We start from the raw sequence: 25,491 nt of genomic DNA, 5'->3' as shown, positions 1-25,491 counted from the left end.
TGCACACCTCAGCTGGTCATGCGCCGCTGGAAGAGTTCGCGGAACACTGGGTAGATGTCCCCGGCGCTGACCAACTGCTGTTGGGCGAACGCATCGGAAAAGGCTTCTGCGACCTGGTTGTACTCGTACCAGAGCGCCTGGTGTTCGCGCGGGGTGATTTCAACGTAGGTGAAGTACTGCACGAACGGCATGATCTGGTTGATCAGGATGTCGCGGCACAGCGGCGAGTCGTCGTTCCAGTTGTCGCCGTCGGAAGCCTGAGCGGCGTAGATGTTCCACTCGTTGGCCGGGTAACGCTCGGCCATGATCTCCTGCATCATCTTCAGGGCGCTGGAGACGATGGTGCCGCCGGTCTCCCGCGAGTAGAAGAACTCTTCCTCGTCGACTTCCTTGGCGCTGGTGTGATGACGGATGAATACCACATCGATCTTGTCGTAGTTCCGCTTGAGGAAAAGGTACAGCAGGATGAAGAAGCGCTTGGCGATGTCCTTGGTGGCCTGGGTCATGGAGCCGGAAACGTCCATCAGGCAGAACATCACCGCCTTGGAGCTGGGGTTGGGATGCTTGACCAGCAGGTTGTATTTCAGATCGAAGGTGTCGAGGAATGGCACGCGTTTGATGCGCGCCTTCAGCCGTTCGATCTCCTCTTCGGTGGCCTTGATGTCGCCGAAGTTGTTCGGCTCCTCAAGACGTAGTCGCTCCAGCTCTGCCTTCAGTGTGCGCAGTTGTGCACGGCTGCTGCCAGAAAGCGCGATGCGTCGGGCATGGGCCGAGCGCAGCGTGCGCACGATGTTGATGCGCGACGGGTTGCCCTCGTTGCTGATGCCGGCGCGCACGGTTTTGAAGGTATCGGTGCCGGTCAGGTGACGCTTGACCAGATTGGGCAGCTCCAGGTCCTCGAACATGAAATCGAGGAATTCTTCCTGGGTGATCTGGAAGACGAAGTCGTCCATGCCGTCGCCGCTGTTGCTGGCCTGGCCGGCGCCCTGGCCACCGCCGCCGCCCTGCGGTCTGGGGATGCGTTCGCCGGCAACGAACTCCTTGTTGCCCGGATGGACGATGGTCTGGCGGCCGCCGCGGCCGTGGTGCAGCACCGGCTCATCGATGTCGCGGCCGGGAATGCTGATCTGCTCGCCATGCTCCATGTCGGTGATGGAGCGCCGGCCGACGGCTTCCTCCACCGCCTTCTTGATATGCCCACGGTACCGCTGCAGGAAACGCTGGCGGTTCACCGTGCTCTTGTTCTTGCCATTCAGGCGACGATCGATCACGTAGCTCATAGGCCCTCCGGGCTTGGCTGAAACCATAGGCTCGAAGCTGGAAGCGCGCCGCGATGCTTCCAGCTTCAGGCTTCCAGCCACTTACTGCGATTTACGCACCCGCAGATACCATTCGGACAGCAGGCGAACCTGCTTCTCGGTGTAGCCACGCTCGACCATGCGCACGACGAAATCGTTGTGCTTCTTCTGGTCTTCCTTGCTCGCCTTGGCGTTGAAGCTGATGACTGGCAGCAGGTCCTCGGTGTTGGAGAACATCTTCTTCTCGATCACCACGCGCAGCTTCTCGTAGGACAGCCACGACGGATTCTTGCCGTTGTTGTTGGCCCGAGCGCGCAGCACGAAGTTGACGATCTCGTTGCGGAAGTCCTTCGGATTGCTGATGCCGGCCGGCTTCTCGATCTTTTCCAGTTCCTCGTTGAGCGCCACGCGATTGAGGATCTCGCCGGTTTCCGGATCGCGGTATTCCTGATCCTGAATCCAGAAATCCGCATACAGCACGTAGCGGTCGAAGATGTTCTGCCCGTACTCGCTGTAGGACTCGAGGTAGGCAGTCTGGATCTCCTTGCCGATGAACTCGATATAGCGCGGCGCCAGGTACTCCTTGATGAAGCGCAGGTAGCGCTCGCGCACCTCGGCCGGGAACTGTTCCTGCTCGATCTGCTGCTCCAGCACGTAGAGCAGGTGCACCGGGTTCGCCGCGATCTCGTGCGGGTCGAAGTTGAAGACCTTGGACAGAATCTTGAAGGCGAAACGAGTGGAGAGACCGTTCATGCCTTCGTCGACTCCGGCGGTGTCGCGGTATTCCTGAATCGACTTGGCTTTCGGATCGGTGTCCTTGAGGTTTTCGCCGTCATACACGCGCATCTTCGAGTAGATGTTGGAATTCTCCGGCTCCTTCAGGCGGGACAGCACGGAGAACTGCGCGAGCATCTTCAGGGTGTCCGGCGCGCAATGAGCATGGGCCAGCGAGCTGTTGGTCAGCAGCTTGTCGTAGATCTTGATCTCGTCACTGACGCGCAGGCAGTAGGGCACCTTGACGATGTAGATACGGTCGATGAAGGCTTCGTTGTTCTTGTTGTTGCGGAAGCTGTGCCATTCCGACTCGTTGGAGTGAGCCAGGAGGATGCCGCTGTATGGAATCGCGCCGAGGCCTTCGGTGCTGTTGTAGTTGCCTTCCTGGGTGGCGGTCAGCAGCGGGTGCAGCACCTTGATCGGTGCCTTGAACATCTCGACGAACTCCATCAGGCCCTGGTTGGCCCGGCACAGCGCGCCCGAGTAGCTATAGGCGTCGGCGTCGTTCTGCGGAAACTCTTCCAGCTTGCGGATATCGACCTTGCCCACCAGCGAGGAGATGTCCTGGTTGTTTTCGTCGCCGGGTTCGGTCTTGGCAACCGCGATCTGGTTGAGGATCGACGGGTACAGCTTGACCACGCGGAATTTGGAGATGTCGCCGCCGAACTCCTGCAGGCGCTTGGTGGCCCAGGGCGACATGATCGAGTTCAGGTAGCGCCGAGGAATGCCGTAGTCCTCCTCGAGGATTTGCGCGTCTTCGGCCGGGTTGAACAGCCCCAGAGGCGACTCGAACACCGGCGAGCCCTTGATGGCGTAGAAGGGCACCTTCTCCATCAGCTGCTTGAGCTTCTCGGCAAGCGACGATTTACCCCCGCCCACCGGACCGAGGAGATAGAGGATCTGCTTCTTCTCTTCCAGCCCCTGCGCGGCGTGACGGAAGTAGGAAACGATCTGGTCTATGCACTCCTCCATGCCATGGAAATCTTCGAAGGCCGGATAACGGCGGATCACCTTGTTGGAGAAGATGCGCGACAGTCGCGAGTCGACCGATGTGTCGACCAGTTCGGGCTCGCCGATCGCCATCAGCAGGCGCTCGGCGGCGCTGGCATAGGTACCTGGGTCCGCCTTGCACAGATCGAGATATTCCTGGAGGGAATACTCCTCCTGGCGGGTCGCTTCGAAACGTTGTTGGAAGTGGCTGAAAATGCTCATGACTTCACCTCGATCGATGCACGAATAGGCGCGTCATCAGGCACTCTGGGCCCGGCCGAAGTGGCGGCCAGTGGAGTTCCCCCGAACACCTAATGGTCGAAACCCTGAAATCCGTCAGCCGTTTCCCGGCTTCGTTTATTTGGATGGCCTGAACTCAAGGATAGTTCGGATTCGGCAAGATCAAGGGCGGGGAGGGAATTTAGGCGCTGCCGTTCGGCTGTTGATAGCGCCTAGCCCGCGGATGGCGGGCTATCGGGGGGAAATAAATTTTTATGCTTGTTCTTCGCCGCGCTCGACATCGGCCGGATAGGTGTGGCGCCAGAGTTCGAAGCCGCCGTCGAGGCTGTAGACGTCCGAAAAGCCCTGATTGACCAGATAGGCCGCTGCGCTCTGGCTGGAGTGGCCGTGATAGCAGGTGACGATCAGCGGCTGGTCGAGATCGGCGGCGGCAATGAAATCCGGCAGCGAGTGGTTGTCCAGATGCAGCGAGCCGCTGATGTGGCCGTTGGCATAGCTGTGCGGATCGCGGATGTCCACGATTACGGCGCCGCTGCTGCGCATGGTCTGCGCCTGTTCCGGTGGGATGCGTTTGAAGTCGGTCATGCGGGTTTCCCGTGTTCACATTCGCAGCGGTGCATTTCGCCGCTGTCGAGGTTCATCAAGGTCATGGCGTTGCCCCAGACGCAGCCAGTGTCCAGCGCGAAGACGTTCGGCTCGTCGCATTGACCCTCCAGCGCAGCCCAGTGACCAAAGATCAGCTTGACGTTGCGGGTTTTGCGATTGGCGTGGCTAAACCAAGGCGAGTAGCCGGCGGGGGCGCTGTCGGCGCCTTCCTTCGCTTCCAGATCGAGCGTGCCGTCGGCCTTGCAGAAACGCATGCGGGTGAAGTAGTTGGTGATCAGGCGCAGCCGCGGCACCCCGTGCAGCTCCTTGTTCCATTTCGCCGGTTGATTACCGTACATGCCGTCGAGGAACGGCATCAGCAGTGCGTCGTCCTGCAGTGCCTGCTCGACTTCCGAGGCGCGCTTGAGGGCTTTTTCCAGCGACCACTGCGGCGGAATGCCGGCATGAACCATCGCGGTGTGACGCGCGGCTTCGTAATGAATGAGCTTCTGCTGGCGCAGCCAGTCGATCAGGTCGGTCCGATCCGGCGCGGCCAGAATTGCTTGCAGCGTGTCGGACTTGCGCATGCGCTCTATGTTGTGAGCCACAGCCAGCAGGTGCAGGTCGTGATTGCCGAGGACGGTGATTGCGGACGACCCGAGATCGCGTACGAAGCGCAGTGCCTCGAGCGATTGCGGGCCGCGGTTGACCAGGTCGCCGGCCAGCCACAGGCAGTCTCGCGAAGGGCTGAAGTCGACGCGCTCCAACAAACAGGTCAGCGGTTCGAGGCAACCTTGCAGGTCGCCGACGGCATAGGTCGTCAATGCAATGCTCCGGGTACGGCCAGGCGGAACGGCGCAATGAGCGCATCGAAACTGTGACCATCCTCGGCCAACATCTCATAGCTGCCTTGCATGCTGCCGACACAGGTGGCCAGCAGCGTTCCGCTGGTGTAGACGTGGTGTTCGCCTGGTGCGATCAGCGGCTGCTCGCCAATGACGCCGGCACCGCGCACTTCCTGCACCTGACCGTCGCCATCGGTGATGATCCAGTGTCGCGACAGCAGCTGCGCTGCCACCTCGCCATTGTTTTCGATGGTTACGGTGTAGGCAAAGGCATAGCGGTTTTGTTCCGGCTCCGATTGCGCGGCCAGATAGCGAGGCGTGACGCTGACGTCGATGCGGTAGCGGTTATCGTCGGACATGAGTCTGCTCGCTGTTGAAGGCAGGGTAGAGACCGAAGCCTCAGCTGCGTTCTGTCAGTTGGTCGGAAAGGCGAACGAAGGCCGCCAGATCCAGTTGTTCGGGACGCAGGCTGCCATCTACATCCGCCGCTGCGATGGCGTCGGCGTCCAGCAGCCCCTTGAGGGTGTTGCGCAAGGTCTTGCGCCGTTGGTTGAACGCCTCGCGCACTACGCGCTCCAGTTGATGGTGATCGCGCGCTGGATGCGGCAGCGTCTCATGTGGCACCAGGCGAACGATCGCCGAATCGACCTTTGGCGCCGGGTTGAACGCACCCGGCCCGACGTTGAACAGGTGCTCCACGCGGCAGTGGTACTGCACCATGATCGACAGTCGGCCCCAGTCGCCGCCGCCCGGCAGCGCGGCCAGGCGTTCGACCACTTCCTTCTGCAGCATGAAATGCATGTCGCGGATCAGGTGCGCGTGGTCGAGCAGGTGAAAGATCAGCGGGGTAGAGATGTTGTAGGGCAGGTTGCCGACGATGCGCAGGCTGTTCGGCTCTGCGCTGAGGCGACCGAAGTCGAACTTCAGCGCGTCGCCCTGGTGCAGATTGAAGTTCTCGCGCCCGGCGAATTTGCCCTGCAGGATGGGGATCAGGTCGAGGTCTAGCTCGACGACATCCAGATGTGCGCCGCTGTCGAGCAGTCCTTCGGTCAATGCACCCTGGCCTGGGCCGATCTCCACCAGTCGCTCACCCGGTTTGGCATGAATCGCCCGCAGGATGCGGTGAATGACGCCAGCGTCATGCAGGAAGTTCTGGCCAAAGCGCTTGCGTGCGCGGTGCTGATAATCGGACATCGGGGCTCCAGGGCGCAGCTTGAAGCCTGAAGCTCAAAGCTGAAAACGAATAAGGCGCGTATTTTAGCAGGCGAGGGCGGCAAGAAGATCGTTCGAGCCGCGTGGGGTGCGTGCTAGCTCTGGCTGCCGACCATCTGGTAGGCCGTTTCCAGTGCGACCCGCAGACTGCCAGTGTCGATCTTGCCGCTGCCGGCCAGATCCAGCGCGGTGCCATGATCTACCGACGTGCGAACGATCGGCAGGCCCAGGGTCACGTTGACCGCGGCACCGAAACCCTTGTACTTGAGTACCGGCAGGCCCTGGTCGTGGTACATCGCCAGCACTGCGTCGCAGAGCTCGAGATTTTTTGGGGTGAACAGCGTATCGGCTGGCAGCGGGCCGATCAGATCAAGCCCCTCGTCACGCAGCCTGGTCAGCACGGGCTCGATGATCTCGATTTCTTCGCGGCCCAGGTGGCCGCCCTCACCCGCATGCGGGTTCAGGCCGCAGACAAGAATACGTGGTTGGGTAATGCCGAACTTGCTGACCAGATCGTGGTGCAGGATTCGCGTAACCCGCTCCAGGCGCTCCGCGGTAATCGCCGCTGCGACATCCTTGAGCGGCAGGTGGGTGGTGACCAGCGCGACACGCAATCCGTGCGTGGCCAGCATCATGACCACCTGATCGGTGCGGGTCAGCTCGGCGAGAAACTCGGTATGGCCTGAAAAGGGGATGCCGGCCTCATTGATCACACCCTTGTGCACCGGCGCGGTGATCATGCCGGCGAAGCTGCCGTCGAGACACCCGTTTCCAGCTCGGGTCAGCGTTTCCAGTACGTAGTGGCCGTTGCGCGCGTCGAGCTGGCCCGCGATCACCGGTGCATCCAAGGGAGTATCCCAGACATACAGACAGTTGGCCGGCGCCGGTTGGCTTGGCCAGCCATGTGGCCCGACTTCCCGCAGCTCAATCGTCAGACCCAGTTGCGAGGCGCGCTCTGCCAGCAGCGAACAACTGGCGATGGCTACCAGGATCTGAGGCTGGGCCTCGCGCGCCAGCAGCAGGCACAAGTCCGGGCCGATGCCGGCCGGTTCGCCGGGGGTGAGAACGAAGGGGCGGGGAGCGGTCATCAGGCTTCTCTCTGCATGGCGTGTGGCGTTCAACCGCCTGAAATGAAAACGGGGTGGCGACCCTTCGGCCATCACCCCGCATTCCTGTTGCTTGTAGGTACAGCGTGAAGCTTAGAGCTTGATCTCGACGTAGGCTTCGTCGCGGATCTGGCGTAACCACGCCTGCAGCTCTTCGTCGTACTTGCGGTTGCGCAGCAGGCTCAGCGCCTGTTGCTCGCGGAACTGCTCACTGGCATCGGTCGCACGGCGGCCGAGCACCTCGAGGACGTGCCAGCCGTAGGGAGACTTGAACACCGGGGACAGTTCGCCGCTTGCCGTATTGGCCATGACTTCGCGGAACTCGGGCACCAGAGAGGCCGGGTCGATCCAGTTCAGGTCGCCGCCGTTGAGCGCCGAACCAGGGTCTTCGGAAAAACTCTTGGCCAGCTCGGCGAAGTCTTCGCCAGCGCTGATGCGATCACGCAGGCGCTGCACCAGCAGGCGGGCCTCGTCTTCGCTACGGATTGCGCTGGGCTTGATCAGGATGTGGCGGACATGCACTTCGTCGCGCACCTGTGTTTCGCCTCCGCGCTTCTCCAGCAGCTTTACCATGATGAAGCCTGGCGGCGTGCGGACCGGTTCGGTGACCTCGCCAACCGACAGCTCGCGCACGGCGGTATCAAAGGGCGGTGGCAGCTGAGCCGCTTTGCGCCAGCCCATGTCGCCGCCTTCCAGCGCGTTCTCGCTACCGGAGCGCGCGACGGCTAGGCGAGCGAAGTCTGCACCTTGCTGAAGCTGCTGGTAGGTATCCATGGCAACGCGTTCGGCGGCCTGGATGGCTGCGGAATCCGCAGCTTCTGGTACCGGGATGAGGATATTGGCCAGGTGGTATTCCTCGGACAATTGCAGCTTGCCGAGGTCGGAGGCCAGAAAGTTCTGCACTTCCTGGTTGGACACCTGAATGCGTTCCGCCACTCGACGCTGACGCACGCGGCTGATGACCATCTCGCGACGGATCTGCTCGCGGGCCGTTTCCAGGCTCAGGCCGTCGCGCACCAGAGCTTCACGAAACTGCTCCGGCGACATGTTGTTGCGCTGGGCAATGGTGCCCATGGCCTGATTGAGTTCTTCATCGGAAATGCGTATGCCGGAGCGCTCACCGATCTGCAGCTGCAGGTTCTCGGTGATCAGGCGCTCCAGCACCTGCTGTTGCAGGACGTCCATGGGCGGCACATCGGCGCCGCGCTTGTCGATGGTCTGCTGAACTTCGCGAATACGCTGTTCGAGCTGACTTTGCATGATGACGTCGTTATCGACGATAGCCACCACGCGGTCGAGGGGTTGAACCTGGGCGAGGGCTGCAGGCGCGACGCTCGCGCCGCTCAGCAGCAGAGCGCCGAGCGCGAGCGGGCGCAGTACTTCAGAAAGCTTGATCTTCACGTTCACGGTAGCCTTGGATGCCTTCGTCGAGGAAAGTTTCGGTCGCATTGCCGACTACGCCGCCGAGCCCTTTGAGCACGATCTGCAGGAAGATGCCGTTATCCGGCTCGTCGTTGCGATCAGGGTTGAGGCTGGTCTCGTCGTAGTCGATCCAGTAGCGATTGATCAGGCGCAGTTTCCAGCAGCAGCTGTCGTACTCGAAGCCACCGAAGGCTTCCAGAGTACGGCTGCGGCTGTAGTCGTGCTGCCAGCGGGCGATGACGCTCCATTGCGGGACGATCGGCCAGATGACGGAAAAGTCATGCTGGTTGATCTTGTAGTAGTCCTTGATGAAGTTTGGGTTCCGTACTGTCTGAGCCTCGTCGAGGAACTCCCGGCCATAATCGCCGCCGTAGCTCCATTCGCCGGTCGCCTGATCGAAACGCATGGTGTCGTTGCGATAGCGGTAGCCGAGGTTGACGATCTTGCCCGGGTTGTCGGCCGGCTGGTAATGCCACATTGCGCTGCCGGAGCGAGTCCGACGGCTGTCCGGATCCCAGTTGAAGGTCGAGGTAAAGCGCCAGTCGTGGTTGTAGCGGTACATGTACTCCAGCGCATAGGGTGATACATCGGACGTGTAGTCCGCTCGTTGATTGAGCGGGGCTCTATTAGGCTGGCCGTTGTAACTGTCCGGCATCGTTACCTTGCGATCTTCGAAATAGAACGCTTGGCCGATGCTGAAGCGCTGACGCTCAAACCCGTTGGATTCGACCCAGCGATTGGTCACGCCAAGCGAAATCTGATTGGCATCGCCGATGCGATCCTTGCCCGAGAAACGGTTCTCGCGCCACAGCGAGGAATAGCTGAAGCTACTCTCGCCGGTATCGAAGATTGGGATATCGGTTTGATCTTTTTCTGGAACGTAGAGGTAAAACAGCCTTGGCTCAAGGGTCTGACGATAGCTGTTGCCAAACCACTGCGTGTCACGGTCAAAATACAAGCCGCTGTCTACGCTGAATACCGGAACCTGTCGATCCTGAGTCTTCTCGAATTGTTGCTCAAGAAAGAGTGAGGTTTCCCCTCTCTGGTCGATATCAAGGTTGTAGTAGGTATACAAGAACTTGAGCGAGGGCTTGAGGAAGCCCCACGACCAGTTCAGCGGCAGGCTGACGCCCGGCTCGAGATGTATGCGCTCGCCCTCGGCGCGCGTCAGGCCACGCAGGCGATCGTCGTACCACTGCTCTGGGTTGCCGTCTTCGTTGATGAAATTGCCGTCGCGCAGGCTGCGTTGGAAGCTGACGAACTCGGTCTTGTAGGCGAAGTTCAGACCGCCTGGCTGGAACGGCAGGCGTCCATCCAGGGTTAGCTGCGGCAGTCGCTCATAGGGGGTGATGTCGGCGACGGTGGCGCGCTCATAGGCGTGCATGTTGAGGCGTGCGGTATAGGTATTGCCGCGGTAGGTAAGCGTACCGCGCTGATCGAGGTGATCCGGCTGATCGATATCCAGATTGGTGTCCAGATCCTGGAAGTAGTACGGATCGCTGAGATCGGTGTAGTCCACTTCGGCGAGCCAGCGCGAGTCCAGCCCGGTACGGTTCTGCCAGCTGTACATCCAGCGCTGGTCTTCGTACTCGGACTGCAGTTCGCGGTCGTCGTTGCTGTCGTCCAGGTAAGCCGCGCCGAACTGGCCCTCGCTGCTGCGGGTCAGGTAGCGGAACTCGCCTTCCATCAGCAGGCCGCGGTCGGTCATCAGGTGCGGATACAGCGTCGCGTCGAAGTTCGGCGCCAGGTTGAAGTAATAAGGCGTCTGCAGCGAGAGGCCGGTATCGCTGGACGAGCCGATGCTCGGCGCGAGAAAGCCCGACTGGCGACGATCGTCGATGGGGAAATGGATGTAGGGGGTGTAGAACACCGGGACATCCTTGACCCGCAGCGTGACGTTGGTGGCCGAGCCGAAGCCCGTGGCCGGGTTCAGCGTGACGTTGTTGCCTTGCAGGTGCCAGCTGTTTTCGCCGGGCTCGCAGCTGGTGTAGGTACCGTCCTTGAGGCGAATGATCGCGGTTTCTTCACGCTTGGCGTATTGCGCGCTGCCACGCACCTTGCCGGAATGCACGACGTACTCGGCGTTTTCCACCTTGGCTTCGCCGCTGTCGAGGAAGATCTCGGCGCGGTCGCCGACCAGCAATGCATCGCGGTCGCGGAAGCGCACATTGCCGGTCAGCTCGCCGCGATTTTCCAGCTGGTGCAGGCTGGCTTCGTCCGCCTCGACCTGAATGCTGCCCTGACGCAGTAACACGTCACCGGCGAGGGTGGCGACTTCCTGTTCCTGCTCGTAGCGGGTGGCTTTAGCCGACACATAGGTCGGCGCTTCGCTCATCGGGGTGGTGTCGAACTTGCCGGGACGGTCGGGCTCGACATAGGTACCGGCGCAATAAGGACCGGTTTCGGCGAGCTGAGCCGGGGTCAGCTGCTCGCGCGGAACCCAGTCGAGATGGCTGTAATCGGCGCTGCGAGAGGCGAGGGCGCGGCCCTTGCTTTCGGTGACCAGCTTGGTCGTCGCCGTTGGCGCTTGCGCCTTGCTGCTCGTCGACTTGGCGGTGCTCGATGTGCTCACGGTGCTGCCGCTGTGTACCGGGCGCGGTGGCAGGGTCTGACTGGCTTCATTGGACGCGCAGTTCCAGCCGCCGGAGGCGTCGGGCTGGCAGGCGAACTGTTCGGCTGCGAAGACAAAAGGTACAGCTACCGGTTGCAATGCAAGCAGACCGCCAGTAACCAGTAGAGGGAATTTTTTACGAAACGCGGGGTATTTGACTGCCATCTTGTTTTTTGGTCCGTGCTTGCGGCGAGCCATCGGCCGGCTGGGCCGCACGCCTCTCGATGGGCTGAGAAAGATGCAGGATAATAAAGCATGACCCGCCTATCGGCTAGCGCCGTGGAGACCCCCTGGATGCCGCATCAAGATCAACGTCTGCTGGACCTTAGCGCCTGGCTGGAACAGCAATTACCCGAAATCTTCGCCCGTTGCGGCTGGGGCGAAGTGCCGGCGGCGCAGCTCACTGCGGCCAGCAGCGATGCCAGCTTCCGCCGTTACTTCCGCTGGCAGGGTGGAGAGCGCAGCCTGATCGTGATGGACGCACCGCCGCCCCAGGAAGACTGCCGACCCTTCGTCAAGGTCGCGCAGATGCTGGATCAAGCCGGCGTCCATGTGCCGCAGATACTGGCCTCCGATCTTGAGCGCGGCTTCCTGCTGCTGACCGATCTGGGCCGCCAGACCTATCTGGATGTCATCGATCAGAGCAATGCCGAACAGCTGTTCGAAGACGCCGTGGAGGTCTTGCTGAAGTTCCAGCTGCATCCGGTGACCCAGCCGATGCCGGCATACGACGAAGCGTTGCTGCGTCGCGAATTGCAGCTGTTCCCCGAGTGGTATGTGCAGCGCCACCTTGGCCACAGCTTCAGCGAAGCGCAGCAGGCCGCGTGGGAGCGTATCTGTCGGCAACTGATCGACTCGGCGCTGGCGCAGCCACGGGTGCTGGTGCATCGCGACTACATGCCGCGCAATCTGATGATCAGCGAGCCCAACCCTGGTGTACTGGATTTTCAGGACGTGGTGCTCGGCCCGGTCAGCTACGACATCACCTCGCTGTTCAAGGACGCCTTTCTCAGCTGGCCCGAAGCGCAGGTGCGGGCCTGGCTCGAAGGCTACTGGCACAAGGCGCGCGCTGCTGGCGTATCGCTGCCCGAATCGCTTGACGAGTTCCTGCGTGCCAGTGACCTGATGGGACTGCAGCGCCACCTCAAGGTGATCGGCATTTTCGCGCGAATCTGCCATCGCGACGGCAAGCCGCGTTACCTCGCTGACGTGCCGCGCTTCTTTGCCTATATCGAGGCCGTGCTGGCGCGCAGACCGGAGCTGGCCGAGTTGCAGCAACTGCTGGCAGAGCTGCCGCAGGCGCCGCACGCATGAAGGCGATGATTCTGGCCGCCGGCAAGGGCGAGCGGCTGCGCCCGCTGACGCTGCACACGCCCAAACCCTTGGTTCGCGCCGCCGGCGTGCCGCTGATCGAGTACCACGTTCGTGCGCTGGCGACCGCCGGCTTCGACGAGCTGGTGATCAACCACGCCTGGCTCGGGCAGCAGATCGAAGACTATCTGGGCGACGGCAGTCGTTTCGGCGTGGCCATCCGCTATTCGCCCGAGGGCGAGCCGCTGGAGACCGGCGGCGGCATTCATCGGGCCTTGGGGCTGCTGGGCGATGAGCCGTTCCTGGTGGTCAACGGCGATATCTGGACCGACTACGATTTTGCCCGGCTGAGACGGCCGCTTCACGGGCTCGCGCATCTGGTGCTGGTGAACAATCCGCCGCACCACCCCCAGGGTGATTTCAGGCTGGGCGAATCGGCCGTCACGGAGCCCCAGGTCAATGGTGACGCGCTGACCTACAGTGGCATTTCCGTTTTGCATCCTGCGCTGTTCGATGGCTGCCAGCCGGGTGCGTTCAAGCTGGCGCCGTTGTTGCGCCGCGCCATGGCAGATGGGCAGGTGTCCGGCGAGTGCTTTGGCGGGGCCTGGATCGACGTGGGTACCCATGAGCGTCTGGCGGAAGTCGAGCAACTACTGGAGGCGCGACGCTGACATGTTCTGGCCCATCACGCTGTTGGGGCTGCTGATCGGCTGGTTGCTGGCCAGCATTCCGGGGGCTTTGCTCGGCGGTCTGCTGGGTCAGGTGCTCGATCGTCGTCTGGGGCTCGATTCTTGGGCCAGCCTGCGTGCGCGCCTGGCCGGCAAGGCGGTGCTGCAAGGCCGGGATTTGCTGTTCTTTCTGTTGGGGCGTCTGGCCAAGAGTGGCGGTCGCGTGAGTTCGGCGCATATCCAGGTCGCACGTGACGAGATGTGCCGGCAGGGGCTCGATGCCGCCGCGCAGCAACAGGCCATCGCCGCCTTCAACCGCGGCAAGTCGACCGGTGACGGCCTGCGCGATACCCTGCAACGGCTGCGCAGCCAGCGCGAGGAAAGCCGCCGCCTGATCCAGGCTTGCTGGCGCATGGCACGTGCGCAGGGAAGCATGGGCGCACGCGAGCACGAACTGGTGCTGCTCTGGGGCAAGTGGCTGGGTTGGGATGCCGCCGAGGTGGCCGCGCTCGATCCGGGCGCGGCTCGACGCAAGGAGGCCCCGGCCGGGCGGGGTGGTGCATACGAGCAGGCCATGCAGCTGCTGGGTGTGCGTCCGGATACCGACCCGCAGCTGATCAAGCGCGCTTATCGGCGCCTGCTGAGCAAGCACCATCCGGACAAGCAGGCGGGGGCTGGTGCGAATGCCGCCCAGGTGCGCGACGCAACCGAGCGCACCCGCGAGTTGCACAGTGCCTATGCATTGATTCGCGAGCGCCGCGGCTTTCGCTGAGCGGGCGTCACTGTGCCGGCTTGCGCTCCAGCCAGCCCCGCACGCGACGCACCAGTTGTTCCTGGTCGGTATTGCGGTCACCGGTCAGGCCTGGCAGTGCGACCAGGCGGTAGTCCGGGTGCCCAGCACGGCGCGCTGCATTGCGCCGCTGCAGTGCCTGCTGATTTGCGGCTGCTCCGGTGCCCGTATAGAAGTCGCCGATGGCGGCGGGTAGCGTTGCGAGATAGCTCTCCAGCGGCTGTTCCCCCTGCAACGGTGCGCGTGGGTCGATCACCACCAGTTGCCCAACATCCTTTGGCTGAAGCTGTGCCAGGTACTGGCTCGCCCAGTAGGCGCCGGTGCCATGGCCGATCAGAACAATCGTCGACGCCTGCAGTGTGCGCGCATGCTCGATGGCAGCATCCAGGCGCGCCAGCATGCGCTCGGCATGAGTTGGTGGCGGCGTGTCCTGCTCGGCTTGTGGCGGCGTCGATTCGTCGTTGTCCGTGGCTGCCGTCTGCTCAGGCAGGTAGCCCGCCGAAGTGGTTTGCGCCGCGGCCGGCTGGGTATCGGTGGCGTCAGGCTCAGCGTTTTCTTCCGTTTCGGACTTTTCTTCCGCAGCCGGGGCTTCTGGCGCTGGCGGGCGCGGGCCAGGGCTAAGCGCCGGATCAGCGGGTGTCAGGCTGAGGGTATGCCAGCCATGTTCGGGAAGGCCGCGCCGGAGCGGGCCGATTGCGCGTGGCCAATCGGCGGTCTCGCCTTCGCTCGGCATAATGACGAGCACGCCGAGGGCCTTCGCAGTATTGGCCGGGTGCCAGAGCGCGAGGAATTTGTCTTCGTCGCCGAGCTGCAGCTGGGCGGTGGCCTCAAGCTGTCGTTGCAGCCCTGCGGCCAGCGCCTCGCTACGAGTTTGTGGCGATGGTCGTGGCGTTGCTGCTGGCTCCTCCGCTGGTGCTTCCTGAGGCGCCTCCGGTTCCTGCGCCGCTGCGATGTACGGCACGCCGCCGCCAAGCGCGACGCCGAACAAAAGCACGAAAGCAGACAAACGACGCATGGATTGTCTCCGCTATGGATGCCGGTACCACGCTGGCGCCGGCAGGGGTTATGCATTACAACAGCGTGTCGGCACGCCCATCAATTGCGTGAATATATGCTCGCCTTATCCCTGCGTTTCGTTCTTCTCATCAGCCTGGCGCTGCCTTTCGCGGCTGGCGCCGTGACGCTCGACGCCGACAGCCGTGCCTGGCTGGAGCAGCATCCGGAGTGGCGCGTCGGGGTGGTGATGGGCGCGCCCTACGCCGAGTATGACCAGCGCCAGCGGCGCCTGTCAGGCTTTCATGTGCAGCTGATGGAGCATCTGGCGGACGACCTCGGGGTGCGCCTGCAATGGCGCCGCTTCAGTGACGAGGCTGCGCTGGAGAAGGCCGCCCGCGAAGGCCTGATCGATGTGGCGCCGGGCCTGCGGCAGACGCCGGCCGGTTTGCGGCTATGGCGCTACAGCGATCCCTTTCTGCGCATCCCGCGCTTGCTCGTTGGAGACCGTGGCGGTCCACGCGCCATCGACCTGGAGTATCTGCATCCGAGCGAACTGGTTTCCGCCGTTGGGCCGGGACCAGTCGCCGAGTTCCTTGCCAGCAACTATCCCAATATCACCGTGCTGACGGCGACCAGCCAAGCCGATGCGCTGCGTCAGGTGCTGGAGGCGAAGGCCAGCTATGCCGTGATCGATGAGCCGGTGTTTGCGCGCCTGTCGCAGCAGGTGGAGTACGACTCGCTGGCGGTGGTCGGCGATCTGGGCAACCCGCAGCTGCTGCGTATCGCTTCACTGCGTGACAGCGCCGAACTCGCGACCGTGCTCGATACGGCGCTGCGGCAATTTCCGGCGCGGGAATTCAGTCAGTTGCAAGAACAGTGGCTCAAGACCCGCAGCATTGATCTGGGCCGCGAGATCAGCTACTGGCGCAGTCTCAGCTTGCTGCTCGGCGTTCTGCTGCTGGCCTGCCTGCTGATGCTCGCCTGGCAGCGGCGCCAGCATGGAGTGCTGGAAAGCCGGCTGAAGACCGCCCGCCGCGACATCGAGCTGCGCGAGGCGGCCGAAGAAGCGCAGCGTTTGACGCAGTTTTGTCTCGATCACAGCACCGTCGGCATCCTCTGGCTCAACTGGGACAGTCGCGTGCGCTACGCCAACCAGGCCGCCGAGATGTTGCTCGGGCATGCCTCCGGCGGATTGCTGGATCAGCCACTGGAAACATTCGATCCGGCGCTGGGCATGGATGCATGGCTGGCGCGCTGGCGCGCTGCCCGCACGGGCGAAGATGATCGCCAGGTGCACGAATGCGAGTGGCAGCGCGCCGACGGCCAGCGCTTTCCGGCGGCGGTCACCTACAGCTTTCTGCGCTTCGGCAGTCGTGAGTATCTGGTGGTGTTTCTTGCCGATATCACCGAGCGCCGTCGCGCCAGCGCTCAGCTGCAGGAGAGCGAGGCGCGGTTAAGGCCATGGCCGGCAACGTGCCGGGGCTGGTGTTCCGCCTGGAGCGCGACGGGCCGCAGGCCCCGGTGCGCGTCGCCTACATCAGTGAGGCCAGCCAGCGCCTGGTGGGCTATTCCGCCGAGCGCCTGTTGCAGCCGGGGCAGGGTATCCGCAGCCTGGTGCACGCCGACGACGAGGCCGGCTACTGGGCCAGTCAGCAGCTGGCATTGGAGAAAAGTCAGGACTGGCGCTGGCAGGGGCGCATTCTCAATCGCGATGGCGAGGTGCGCTGGGCCGACATCCGTGCCTCCGTGCGCGGCCAGCCGGATGGCCGCCAGGTATGGGACGGCATCGTCTGGGATATCACCGACAACAAGCGCATCGAGCTGGAGCTGGATGCTTCGCGGGCGCAGCTGCGTCAGCTAGCCGCGCACCTGGAGACGGTGCGCGAGGAAGAGAAGGCGCATATCGCCCGCGAGGTGCACGACGAGCTGGGCCAGGTGCTGACCGTACTCAAGCTGGAAACCTCGATGTGCGAGCTGGGCTTCGCCGACCTCGACCCGGCCCTGGCGCAGCGGCTGGAAAGCATGAAGCGGCTGATCGCCCAGCTGTTCCAGCGGGTGCGCGATGTCGCCACCGCGCTGCGCCCGCCGATTCTCGATGCCGGCATTGCCTCGGCGGTGGAATGGCAGGCGCGGCGCTTCGAGGAGCGCAGCGGCGTGGCCTGCCTGGTCGAGGTGCCGGAATGTCCGCCACTGCTGGGCAACGCCAAGGCCATCGGCCTGTTCCGCATTCTTCAGGAGTCGCTGACCAACGTGATGCGGCACGCCCAGGCGCAGACGGTCAGCGTGCAGTTACTCCTCGAAGGCAACATGCTCTGTCTGCGCGTCAGCGACGACGGTTGCGGTTTTCCTGTGGCCGCGCGCGGCGCCGGCAGTTCGTTCGGCCTGGTCGGCATGCGCGAGCGGGTGCAGATGCTCGGCGGGCAACTGATAATCGACAGCCAGCCCGGCGAGGGCACCACCATCACGGCGCGGGTTCCACTCGATCCGGTGCCACTTCCATCAGCCGCAAGCACTGGAGCATTGCCGTCATGATCAGGGTCATGGTCGCCGAAGATCACACCATCGTCCGCGAGGGCATCAAGCAGCTGATCGGCATGGCGCGTGACATGCAGGTGGTCGGCGAGGCCGCCAATGGCCAGCAGTTGCTCGATCAGCTGCGCCAGATCAGTTGCGACGTGGTGCTGCTGGATATCTCCATGCCTGGCGTCAACGGCCTCGAGGCGATACCGCGAATCCGCGCGTTGAGCCAGCCGCCGGCGGTGCTGGTGCTGTCGATGCACGACGAGGCGCAGATGGCGGCGCGGGCGCTGAAGATCGGCGCGGCGGGTTACGCGACCAAGGACAGCGAGCCGGCGCTGCTGCTCACCGCTCTGCGCAAGGTCGCCGGTGGCGGGCGCTACATCGACCCGGCGCTGGCTGATCGCATGGTCTTCGAGGTCGGCCTGACCGATTCGCGTCCACCCCATGCGCTGCTTTCCGAACGCGAATACTCGGTGTTCGAACGGCTGGTGCAGGGCGACTCTGTAAACGACATCGCCGGCAAGCTGGCGCTCAGCAGCAAGACCATCAGCACCCACAAGGCCCGCCTGATGCAGAAGCTGGCGGCGCATTCGGTGGCCGATCTGGTGCGCTACGCCATGGAACACAAGCTGGTCTGAGCACCAGCCACCGACCCGCCGTGTAGGGCGTTCCCTACACGCGACTCTCCCTCACGCCTAGGCCAATCGCTCCGCTGTACCGATTTTTCCACCGCCGCTGCGCTTCTACGCTGTGACCACGGTTCAACGGTTACGCAGGTGCAGCAGCATGGTCGAGTCAACGGCGAACGATATCCTGGTGAGCTTTCGCGGCATCCAGAAGAGCTATGACGGTGAGTCGCTGATCGTCAGGGATCTCAATCTGGACATCCGCCGCGGAGAATTCCTCACCCTGCTCGGGCCGTCTGGCTCGGGCAAAACCACCAGCCTGATGATGCTGGCTGGCTTCGAAACGCCCACGGCGGGGGAAATCCTCCTCGATGGCCGGGCGATCAACAACGTGCCACCGCACAAGCGCGACATGGGCATGGTGTTCCAGAACTACGCGCTGTTCCCGCACATGACGGTTTCGGAAAACCTGGCGTTTCCGCTCAGCGTGCGCGGCATGGCCAAGCCGGACATCAAGGAGCGGGTCAAGCGCGCCCTGGCGATGGTCCAGCTGGAGGGCTTTCGCAACCGCTATCCGGCGCAGCTCTCCGGCGGCCAGCAACAGCGCGTGGCATTGGCCCGCGCGCTGGTGTTCGAGCCGCAGCTGGTGCTGATGGACGAACCCCTGGGCGCGCTGGACAAGCAGTTGCGCGAGCAGATGCAGATGGAGATCAAGCATCTGCACGAACGCCTCGGCGTCACCGTGGTGTACGTCACCCACGATCAGGGCGAGGCGCTGACCATGTCTGATCGGGTGGCGGTGTTCCATCAGGGCCAGATCCACCAGATCGAAGACCCGCGCACGCTCTACGAAAAGCCGGTGAACACCTTCGTCGCCAACTTCCTAGGCGAGAACAACCGCCTGCCGGCGCATCTGCTCGACCGTCGTGGCGATAGCTGCACGGTCAAGCTCGGCCGCGGCGAAACCGTCGAGGCGCTGGCGGTCAACGTCGGCGCGACGGGGTCGCCGGTCAGCCTGTCGATCCGCCCGGAGCGGGTGCTGCTCAACGGCGCCAGTGCCAACTGCCCGAACCGCTTCACCGGGCGCGTTGCCGAGTTCATCTACCTCGGCGACCACATCCGCATCCGTCTCGAGGTATGCGGGGTCAGCGATTTCTTCGTCAAGCAGCCGATCGCCGAGTTCGACAGCGCCCTGCAGGTCGGCGACGTGGTCCCGATCGGCTGGCATGTCGAGCACGTTCGTGCGCTCGACCCGCTGCAAGCGGCCTGAGGCGATGCCTGGAAAAACCCACACAACTGCATCAAGGAGCGAACTGGTATGAGCAACTACCTGAAACTGTCCGCGCTGGCGCTCGGACTCGTCTGTGCCGGACACGCGGCTGCCGAGAATCTCACCGCGGTGAGCTTCGGCGGCGCCAACAAGCAGGCCCAAGTCAAGGCCTTCTACGAGCCGTGGGACGCGGCGGGGCACGGCCGCATCATCGCCGGCGAGTACAACGGCGAAATGGCCAAGGTCAAGGCAATGGTCGACACCAACAGCGTGTCGTGGAACCTGGTGGAAGTGGAGTCACCGGAACTGTCTCGCGGCTGCGATGAAGGGCTGTTCGAGGAACTCGACCCGGGCATCGTCGGCAATCCGGATGATTTCGTCGAAGGTACGATCCAGCCCTGCGGCGTCGGTTTCTTCGTCTGGTCGACGGTGCTCGCCTACAACGCCGACAAGCTCAAGAGCGCGCCGGCCAGCTGGGCGGATTTCTGGGATACCGAGAAATTTCCCGGAAAGCGCGGCCTGCGCAAGGGCGCCAAGTACACCCTTGAGTTCGCACTAATGGCCGACGGTGTGCCGGTCAAGGACGTCTACAAGGTGCTGGCCACCAAGGACGGACAGAACCGCGCCTTCAGAAAGCTCGATCAGCTCAAGCCGCACATCCAGTGGTGGGAGGCCGGCGCGCAGCCGCCGCAGTTCCTCGCCTCCGGCGACGTGGTGATGAGCAGCGCCTACAACGGCCGCATCGCTGCCGTGCAGGACGAGAGCAACCTGCAGATCGTCTGGAGTGGCGGCATCTATGACTTCGATTCCTGGGCCATCCCCAAGGGCGCCAAGAGCCAGGAGCAGGCACGCAAGTTCATCGCCTTCACGGTCGAGCCGCAGCAGCAGAAGGCTTATTCCGAGAACATCGCCTACGGCCCGGCGAACACCCAGGCCGTGTCGTTGCTGGATCAGAAGCGCCTGGCGCAGATGCCAACCGCACCGGAAAACATCGCCGATCAGGTGGCGATGGATGTGACCTTCTGGGCTGACTACGGCGAGCAGCTGGAACAGCGCTTCAACGCCCGGGCAGCACGCTGACCTGAGCGCCCCGCCGCATTGGCGGGGCCGGTCCCAGCTATCGGAACGAATCGCGGAGTCTTCATGGCCACAGCAATATCCCTGCCGGCGAACGAGATCGCCGAGCCCAATCTGAAACAGCGACTGGCACGGGCCGAGCGGGTGAACAAGCTCAAGTCGCAGGCGCTGATCCTGCCGCTGCTGCTGTTCGTGCTGCTGACCTTTCTGGTGCCCATCGCCTCGCTGCTCTGGCGCAGCGTCGAGAATCCGGAGGTGGTGAACACGCTGCCACGCACGCTGGCGGCGCTGGCCGAATGGGATGGTCGTGGCTTGCCAGCCGAGCCTGCCTATCAGGCGCTGGCCGAGGATCTGTATCAGGCGCGCCGTGAACAGAGCCTGGGCGATCTGTCCAAGCGGTTGAACATGGAGCTCGCGGGCTATCGCAGCCTGCTGACCAAGACTGCGCGGGCGATGCCGTTTCGCGAGACACCAGCCTCTTATCAGGAGGCACTGGAAGCCCTCGACGAGCGCTGGGGCGATCCGGCGTTCTGGCAGGTGATCCAGCGCAACGACAGTGCGGTGACCGGCTACTACCTGCTGGCGGCGCTGGATCACCGCATCGACGAGCTGGGCGAGCTGGCCAAGGTCTCGCCGGACCAGGCGGTGTATCTGGACATCTTCGCCCGCACCTTCTGGATGGGGCTGGTGATCACCTCGATCTGCCTGCTCTTGGCCTACCCGCTGGCGTATCTCCTGGCCAACCTGCCGGCGCGGCAGAGCAACCTGCTGATGATCCTGGTGCTGCTGCCATTCTGGACCTCGATTCTGGTGCGTGTGGCGGCGTGGATCGTGCTGCTGCAGTCCGGCGGCCTCATTAATGGTGCGTTGCTGAAGATGGGTCTGATCGACGAGCCGCTGCAGCTGGTGTTCAACCGCACCGGCGTGTACATCGCCATGGTGCACATCCTGCTGCCGTTCATGATCCTGCCGATCTACAGCGTGATGAAGAACATCTCGCCGAGCTACATGCGCGCCGCGGTGTCGCTGGGCTGTCATCCGTTCGCCAGCTTCTGGCGGGTGTACTTCCCGCAGACGCTGGCCGGCGTCGGTGCCGGTTGCCTGTTGGTGTTCATCATCTCGATCGGCTACTACATCACCCCGGCGCTGCTCGGCAGCCCGAACGACCAGATGGTCAGCTACTTCGTCGCCTTCTACACCAACACCACCATCAACTGGGGCATGGCCACGGCGTTGGGCGGCCTGCTGCTGCTCGCCACCATGCTGCTGTACGTCATCTACAGCTGGCTGGTTGGTGCCAGTCGCCTGCGGCTGGGTTGAGATGACGCACGTCGCGGCGCGGCCGCCTTTTCAGAGTCTTCATGCCGGGCAGGAGAACCTTTCATGCTGAGCCCCTATATGTCGCCCGTCGAACGGGCCTGGTACTACGCGCTGCGCATCCTCTGCGCGCTGGTGCTGCTGTTTCTGATCGTGCCGGTACTGGTCATCGTGCCGCTGTCGTTCAATTCCGGCTCGTTCCTCGTCTATCCCTTGCAGGGCTTTTCCATGCGTTGGTACGAGGCGCTGTTCAGCTCGGCCGACTGGATGCGCTCGCTGAAGAACAGCATGCTCATCGCGCCCGCCGCGACCTTTCTTGCCGTGGTGCTCGGCACCCTGGCGGCGGTCGGCCTGACCCGCGCGGAATTTCGCGGCAAGGCGCTGCTGATGACGGTGCTGATCTCGCCGATGGTAGTGCCGGTGGTGATCATCGGTGTCGCCAGCTACCTGTTCTTTGCCCCGCTGGGCATGGGCAACAGCTACCTGTCGCTGATCCTGGTGCACGCGGTGCTCGGCGTGCCCTTCGTGATCATCACGGTCTCCGCGACGCTGCAGGGCTTCAACTACAACCTGGTGCGTGCTGCGGCCAGCCTCGGCGCATCACCGCTGACCGCGTTCTTCCGGGTGACACTGCCGCTGATCGCGCCGGGGGTGATTTCCGGCGCGCTGTTCGCCTTTGCCACCTCGTTCGATGAAGTGGTGGTGACGCTGTTCCTCGCCGGCCCGGAGCAGATCACCCTGCCACGGCAGATGTTCAGCGGCATACGGGAAAACCTCAGCCCGACCATCGCCGCCGCGGCGACGCTGCTGATCGGCTTCTCCATCGCCCTGCTGCTGACTCTGGAGTGGCTGCGTGGCCGTGCCGAGAAGCTGCGCACTCAACAACCTGCCTGACGGAATACGCACATGACTCTGCAACTTGGGCAACCCGATCTGTTGCGCCAAACCGCCTATCTCAACGGTGAGTGGTGCGAGGCCGACAGTGGCGCGCGCACCGAAATCTTCAATCCGGCCACCGGCGAGCTGATCGGCGCCGTGCCGAACATGGGCCGCGGCGAAACCCGCCGCGCCATCGAAGCCGCGCAGGCAGCCCAACCGGCCTGGCGCGCGCTGACCGCCAAGGAGCGCGCGGCGCGCCTGCGGCGCTGGTATGAGCTGATGCTGGAGAATCAGGAAGACCTGGCGCGGATCATGACCGCCGAACAGGGCAAGCCGTTGGCCGAGGCGCGGGGCGAGGTGGCCTACGCCGCATCCTTTCTCGAGTGGTTCGCCGAGGAGGGCAAGCGCCTCTACGGCGATGTGATTCCTGCCCACGCCGGCGACAAGCGCATCCTGGTGCAGAAGGAGCCAGTCGGCGTCACCGCGGCGATCACGCCGTGGAATTTCCCCAGCGCAATGATCACCCGCAAGGCTGGGCCGGCGTTGGCCGCGGGCTGTGCCATGGTGCTCAAACCGGCACCGCAGACACCGTTCTCGGCACTGGCGCTGGCCGCGCTGGCCGCGCTGGCCGAGCGTGCGGGCATTCCGGCGGGACTGTTCAGCGTGATCACCGCCGATGCCGCCACGTCCCGTGAGGTGGGGGCCGAACTCTGTGAGAACCCTATCGTGCGCAAGCTCTCGTTCACCGGCTCGACCGCGGTGGGAGTCAAGCTGATGCAGCAGTGCGCGCCGACGCTGAAGAAGCTCTCGCTGGAGCTGGGCGGCAACGCACCCTTCATCGTCTTCGACGACGCCGATCTGGATGCGGCGGTCGAGGGCGCGATGATCTCCAAATACCGCAACGCCGGGCAGACCTGCGTCTGCGCCAACCGCATCTACGTGCAGGACGGCATCTATGAGGCCTTCGTCGACAAGCTTTCCGCTGCGGTGGCGCGGCTGAAGGTCGGCAACGGTGCGGATGAGGGCGTGACCACCGGTCCGCTGATCGATGCCGCGGCGGTGGCCAAGGTGCAGCGCCATTTGCAGGACGCGCTGGACAAGGGCGCCACCCTGCTGGCCGGCGGCAAACCCCATGCGCTTGGCGGCAACTTCTTCGAGCCGACGCTGGTGGGTGGCGTCACCGCCGAAATGGTTGTGGCGCGCGAGGAAACCTTCGGTCCGCTGGCGCCGCTGTTCCGCTTCCGCGACGAGGACGAGGTGATCCGCCAGGCCAACGACACCGAGTTCGGCCTCGCCGCCTATTTCTACGCCCGCGACCTGAGCCGGGTGTTCCGTGTCGCCGAGGCGCTGGAGTACGGCATGGTCGGCATCAACACCGGAGTGATCTCCACCGAGGTGGCGCCGTTCGGCGGGATGAAGGCCTCCGGCCTGGGCCGTGAAGGCTCGAAGTACGCCCTGGATGAATACGTGGAAATCAAATACCTGTGCCTGGGCGGTATCTGACACCAGCGGCCTAAAACAGGCGTGCAAAATAATGCACGGAGTTTTACTGTAATCCGAACGCTCCGGATAGCGCGGCAGTCGATCATCGTATGCTGCCGCGCCCGCTTCCTGGCGTTCTTCATGACCCGTGCCGACGATGAGCGGCTACCGAGGAGCTTATGAGCAAGACCAACGAATCCATGATGCAACGCCGTGTCGCCGCCGTCCCGCGTGGCGTCGGCCAGATCCACCCGATCTTTGCCGACCACGCGAAGAACAGCAGCGTGGTCGACGTCGAAGGCCGCGAATTCATCGACTTCGCCGGCGGCATTGCCGTGCTGAATACCGGACACCTGCACCCGAAAATCGTCAAGGCGGTGGAGGAGCAGCTGCACAAGCTGACCCACACCTGCTTCCAGGTGCTGGCCTACGAGCCGTACGTCGAGCTGTGCGAGAAGATCAACGCGCGGGTGCCGGGCAACTTCGCTAAGAAGACCCTGCTTGTCACTACCGGCTCCGAGGCGGTGGAAAACGCGGTAAAGATCGCCCGCGCCGCCACCGGGCGGGCCGGCGTGATCGCCTTCACCGGCGCCTATCACGGCCGCACCATGATGACCTTGGGGCTGACCGGCAAGGTCGCGCCGTACTCCGCTGGAATGGGCCTGATGCCCGGCGGTATCTTCCGTGCGCTGTACCCCTGCGCCATTCATGGCGTCAGCGTCGATGACTCGATCGCCAGCATCGAGCGCATCTTCAAGAACGACGCCGAGCCACGCGACATCGCCGCGATCATCATCGAGCCGGTGCAGGGCGAGGGCGGCTTCAACGTCGCGCCGAAGGATTTCATGGCTCGCCTGCGCGCACTGTGCGACGAACACGGCATCCTGCTGATCGCCGACGAAGTGCAGACCGGCGCCGGGCGTACCGGCACCTTCTTCGCCATGGAACAGATGGGCGTGGTCGCCGACCTGACCACCTTCGCCAAGTCTGTTGGCGGTGGTTTCCCGATTGCCGGCGTCTGTGGCAAAGCCGAGATCATGGATGCCATCGCCCCCGGCGGCCTGGGCGGCACCTACGCCGGCAATCCGCTGTCCTGCGCCGCGGCGCTGGCGGTGCTGGAAGTCTTCGAGGAAGAGAAGCTGCTCGACCGCTGCAAGGCGGTAGCCGAGAGGCTGACCACGGGCCTCAAGGCAATCCAGGCCAAGCACAAGGAGATCGGCGAGGTGCGCGGTTTGGGCGCGATGATCGCAATCGAGCTGTTCGAGGACGGCGATCATGCGCGACCGGCTGCCGCCCTGACCTCGCAGATCGTCGCCCGGGCGCGGGACAAGGGCCTGATCCTGCTGTCCTGTGGCACCTACTACAACGTGCTGCGGGTGCTGGTGCCGCTGACTGCCGAGGACGAGCTGCTCGACCGCGGATTGGCGATCATCGCAGAGTGCTTCGACGAGCTGACCTGATCCGACCTAGCG

General features: G+C 63.6%; 20 protein-coding genes and 1 pseudogene. 11 read left to right on the top strand and 10 right to left on the bottom strand.

The genetic code is table 11. The features are described from left to right. Positions 1-8: 8 nt before the first annotated feature. The 9 genes from BM275_RS20215 to BM275_RS20175 all read right to left on the bottom strand — a co-directional run bounded on the left by BM275_RS20215 (position 9) and on the right by BM275_RS20175 (position 11,248). Positions 9-1,280 carry a YeaH/YhbH family protein gene (locus BM275_RS20215; RefSeq protein ID WP_014821685.1) on the bottom strand — a complete coding sequence of 424 codons (1,272 nt, stop codon included), beginning with the start codon at positions 1,278-1,280 and terminating at the stop codon, positions 9-11. Between the two features lie 81 nt (positions 1,281-1,361). After that, complete coding sequence (locus BM275_RS20210) at positions 1,362-3,284, bottom strand: PrkA family serine protein kinase (RefSeq protein ID WP_090523200.1); 1,923 nt, start codon at positions 3,282-3,284, stop codon at positions 1,362-1,364. 270 nt (positions 3,285-3,554) lie between these two features. Beyond that, complete coding sequence (gene glpE / locus BM275_RS20205; RefSeq protein ID WP_003300975.1) at positions 3,555-3,887, bottom strand: thiosulfate sulfurtransferase GlpE; 333 nt, start codon at positions 3,885-3,887, stop codon at positions 3,555-3,557. Continuing rightward, complete coding sequence (locus BM275_RS20200; RefSeq protein WP_041015145.1) at positions 3,884-4,711, bottom strand: symmetrical bis(5'-nucleosyl)-tetraphosphatase; 828 nt, start codon at positions 4,709-4,711, stop codon at positions 3,884-3,886. Before BM275_RS20200 ends, glpE begins: the two co-directional genes overlap by 4 nt. Then, a complete protein-coding gene (gene apaG, locus BM275_RS20195) occupies positions 4,708-5,091 on the bottom strand; it encodes a Co2+/Mg2+ efflux protein ApaG (RefSeq protein WP_023445891.1) in 384 nt (127 codons plus the stop codon). The genes BM275_RS20200 and apaG overlap by 4 nt, the downstream gene beginning before the upstream one ends. A gap of 40 nt (positions 5,092-5,131) precedes the next feature. Continuing rightward, on the bottom strand, positions 5,132-5,926 hold the full coding sequence (gene rsmA / locus BM275_RS20190) for a 16S rRNA (adenine(1518)-N(6)/adenine(1519)-N(6))-dimethyltransferase RsmA (RefSeq protein WP_014821680.1): 795 nt from the start codon (positions 5,924-5,926) through the stop codon (positions 5,132-5,134). 113 nt (positions 5,927-6,039) lie between these two features. Beyond that, complete coding sequence (pdxA, locus tag BM275_RS20185) at positions 6,040-7,032, bottom strand: 4-hydroxythreonine-4-phosphate dehydrogenase PdxA (protein ID WP_090523198.1); 993 nt, start codon at positions 7,030-7,032, stop codon at positions 6,040-6,042. 111 nt (positions 7,033-7,143) lie between these two features. Then, positions 7,144-8,451, bottom strand: a complete 1,308-nt coding sequence (locus BM275_RS20180) for a peptidylprolyl isomerase (RefSeq protein ID WP_090523219.1) — start codon at positions 8,449-8,451, stop codon at positions 7,144-7,146. Continuing rightward, positions 8,432-11,248 (bottom strand): LPS-assembly protein LptD, encoded by a 2,817-nt coding sequence (locus BM275_RS20175; protein ID WP_090523221.1) that lies wholly within the window; start codon positions 11,246-11,248, stop codon positions 8,432-8,434. Before BM275_RS20175 ends, BM275_RS20180 begins: the two co-directional genes overlap by 20 nt. A 129-nt stretch (positions 11,249-11,377) precedes the next feature. Here BM275_RS20175 and BM275_RS20170 point away from each other — a divergent pair, with 129 nt between their 5' ends. The 3 genes from BM275_RS20170 to BM275_RS20160 are packed head-to-tail and all read left to right on the top strand — an operon-like array spanning position 11,378 to position 13,834. Then, entirely contained in the window at positions 11,378-12,397 is a 1,020-nt protein-coding gene (locus BM275_RS20170) for an aminoglycoside phosphotransferase family protein (protein WP_090523196.1), read from the top strand. Further along, entirely contained in the window at positions 12,394-13,065 is a 672-nt protein-coding gene (murU, locus tag BM275_RS20165; RefSeq protein ID WP_090523194.1) for an N-acetylmuramate alpha-1-phosphate uridylyltransferase MurU, read from the top strand. Before BM275_RS20170 ends, murU begins: the two co-directional genes overlap by 4 nt. A 1-nt stretch (position 13,066) precedes the next feature. Then, complete coding sequence (locus BM275_RS20160; RefSeq protein ID WP_090523192.1) at positions 13,067-13,834, top strand: DnaJ domain-containing protein; 768 nt, start codon at positions 13,067-13,069, stop codon at positions 13,832-13,834. Positions 13,835-13,841: 7 nt separating this feature from the next. On the opposite strand, the gene BM275_RS20155 is transcribed toward BM275_RS20160, so the two are convergent. Continuing rightward, positions 13,842-14,867 (bottom strand): alpha/beta hydrolase family protein, encoded by a 1,026-nt coding sequence (locus BM275_RS20155; protein ID WP_090523190.1) that lies wholly within the window; start codon positions 14,865-14,867, stop codon positions 13,842-13,844. A 96-nt stretch (positions 14,868-14,963) separates the two neighbouring features. Between BM275_RS20155 and BM275_RS20150 the strand changes: the two are divergent. The 8 genes and pseudogenes from BM275_RS20150 (at position 14,964) to gabT (ending at position 25,479) form a co-directional block, all read left to right on the top strand. Further along, positions 14,964-17,380: pseudogene (locus BM275_RS20150) on the top strand (PAS domain-containing sensor histidine kinase). Further along, on the top strand, positions 17,377-18,006 hold the full coding sequence (locus BM275_RS20145) for a response regulator (RefSeq protein WP_008568256.1): 630 nt from the start codon (positions 17,377-17,379) through the stop codon (positions 18,004-18,006). The pseudogene BM275_RS20150 and the gene BM275_RS20145 overlap by 4 nt, the downstream one beginning before the upstream one ends. 148 nt (positions 18,007-18,154) lie before the next feature. Further along, positions 18,155-19,264, top strand: coding sequence for an ABC transporter ATP-binding protein (locus tag BM275_RS20140; RefSeq protein WP_090523188.1), 1,110 nt, complete (start codon positions 18,155-18,157; stop codon positions 19,262-19,264). Positions 19,265-19,312: 48 nt separating this feature from the next. Continuing rightward, positions 19,313-20,344: an ABC transporter substrate-binding protein gene (locus tag BM275_RS20135; protein WP_090523186.1), complete on the top strand. Its 1,032-nt coding sequence runs from the start codon at positions 19,313-19,315 to the stop codon at positions 20,342-20,344. 63 nt (positions 20,345-20,407) lie between these two features. Beyond that, complete coding sequence (locus BM275_RS20130; RefSeq protein WP_090523184.1) at positions 20,408-21,661, top strand: ABC transporter permease; 1,254 nt, start codon at positions 20,408-20,410, stop codon at positions 21,659-21,661. A gap of 63 nt (positions 21,662-21,724) precedes the next feature. Continuing rightward, on the top strand, positions 21,725-22,552 hold the full coding sequence (locus tag BM275_RS20125) for an ABC transporter permease (RefSeq protein WP_058063699.1): 828 nt from the start codon (positions 21,725-21,727) through the stop codon (positions 22,550-22,552). Positions 22,553-22,564: 12 nt separating this feature from the next. Next, positions 22,565-24,040, top strand: a complete 1,476-nt coding sequence (gene gabD / locus BM275_RS20120) for an NADP-dependent succinate-semialdehyde dehydrogenase (protein ID WP_090523181.1) — start codon at positions 22,565-22,567, stop codon at positions 24,038-24,040. Between the two features lie 158 nt (positions 24,041-24,198). Next, the gene (gabT, locus tag BM275_RS20115) at positions 24,199-25,479 is read left to right on the top strand and encodes a 4-aminobutyrate--2-oxoglutarate transaminase (protein ID WP_090523179.1); all 1,281 of its coding nucleotides are present in this window, start codon (positions 24,199-24,201) and stop codon (positions 25,477-25,479) included. The last annotated feature ends 12 nt before the right edge of the window (positions 25,480-25,491 follow it).

This window comes from Stutzerimonas kunmingensis (assembly GCF_900114065.1).
Taxonomy (GTDB): Bacteria; Pseudomonadota; Gammaproteobacteria; order Pseudomonadales; family Pseudomonadaceae; genus Stutzerimonas; species Stutzerimonas kunmingensis.
Note: the sequence above shows the minus strand (reverse complement) of the source record. Positions and strands in the feature narration are given on the sequence as shown.

Coding starts and splice junctions, on each gene's coding strand:
- apaG (WP_023445891.1), bottom strand. CDS start 5,091: ATGTCCGACGATAACCGCTACCGCATCGACGTCAGCGTCACGCCTCGC.
- BM275_RS20155 (WP_090523190.1), bottom strand. CDS start 14,867: ATGCGTCGTTTGTCTGCTTTCGTGCTTTTGTTCGGCGTCGCGCTTGGC.
- murU (WP_090523194.1), top strand. CDS start 12,394: ATGAAGGCGATGATTCTGGCCGCCGGCAAGGGCGAGCGGCTGCGCCCG.
- BM275_RS20125 (WP_058063699.1), top strand. CDS start 21,725: ATGCTGAGCCCCTATATGTCGCCCGTCGAACGGGCCTGGTACTACGCG.
- pdxA (WP_090523198.1), bottom strand. CDS start 7,032: ATGACCGCTCCCCGCCCCTTCGTTCTCACCCCCGGCGAACCGGCCGGC.
- BM275_RS20215 (WP_014821685.1), bottom strand. CDS start 1,280: ATGAGCTACGTGATCGATCGTCGCCTGAATGGCAAGAACAAGAGCACG.
- BM275_RS20210 (WP_090523200.1), bottom strand. CDS start 3,284: ATGAGCATTTTCAGCCACTTCCAACAACGTTTCGAAGCGACCCGCCAG.
- BM275_RS20140 (WP_090523188.1), top strand. CDS start 18,155: ATGGTCGAGTCAACGGCGAACGATATCCTGGTGAGCTTTCGCGGCATC.
- gabT (WP_090523179.1), top strand. CDS start 24,199: ATGAGCAAGACCAACGAATCCATGATGCAACGCCGTGTCGCCGCCGTC.
- rsmA (WP_014821680.1), bottom strand. CDS start 5,926: ATGTCCGATTATCAGCACCGCGCACGCAAGCGCTTTGGCCAGAACTTC.
- gabD (WP_090523181.1), top strand. CDS start 22,565: ATGACTCTGCAACTTGGGCAACCCGATCTGTTGCGCCAAACCGCCTAT.
- BM275_RS20130 (WP_090523184.1), top strand. CDS start 20,408: ATGGCCACAGCAATATCCCTGCCGGCGAACGAGATCGCCGAGCCCAAT.
- BM275_RS20175 (WP_090523221.1), bottom strand. CDS start 11,248: ATGGCAGTCAAATACCCCGCGTTTCGTAAAAAATTCCCTCTACTGGTT.
- BM275_RS20145 (WP_008568256.1), top strand. CDS start 17,377: ATGATCAGGGTCATGGTCGCCGAAGATCACACCATCGTCCGCGAGGGC.
- BM275_RS20135 (WP_090523186.1), top strand. CDS start 19,313: ATGAGCAACTACCTGAAACTGTCCGCGCTGGCGCTCGGACTCGTCTGT.
- glpE (WP_003300975.1), bottom strand. CDS start 3,887: ATGACCGACTTCAAACGCATCCCACCGGAACAGGCGCAGACCATGCGC.
- BM275_RS20170 (WP_090523196.1), top strand. CDS start 11,378: ATGCCGCATCAAGATCAACGTCTGCTGGACCTTAGCGCCTGGCTGGAA.
- BM275_RS20160 (WP_090523192.1), top strand. CDS start 13,067: ATGTTCTGGCCCATCACGCTGTTGGGGCTGCTGATCGGCTGGTTGCTG.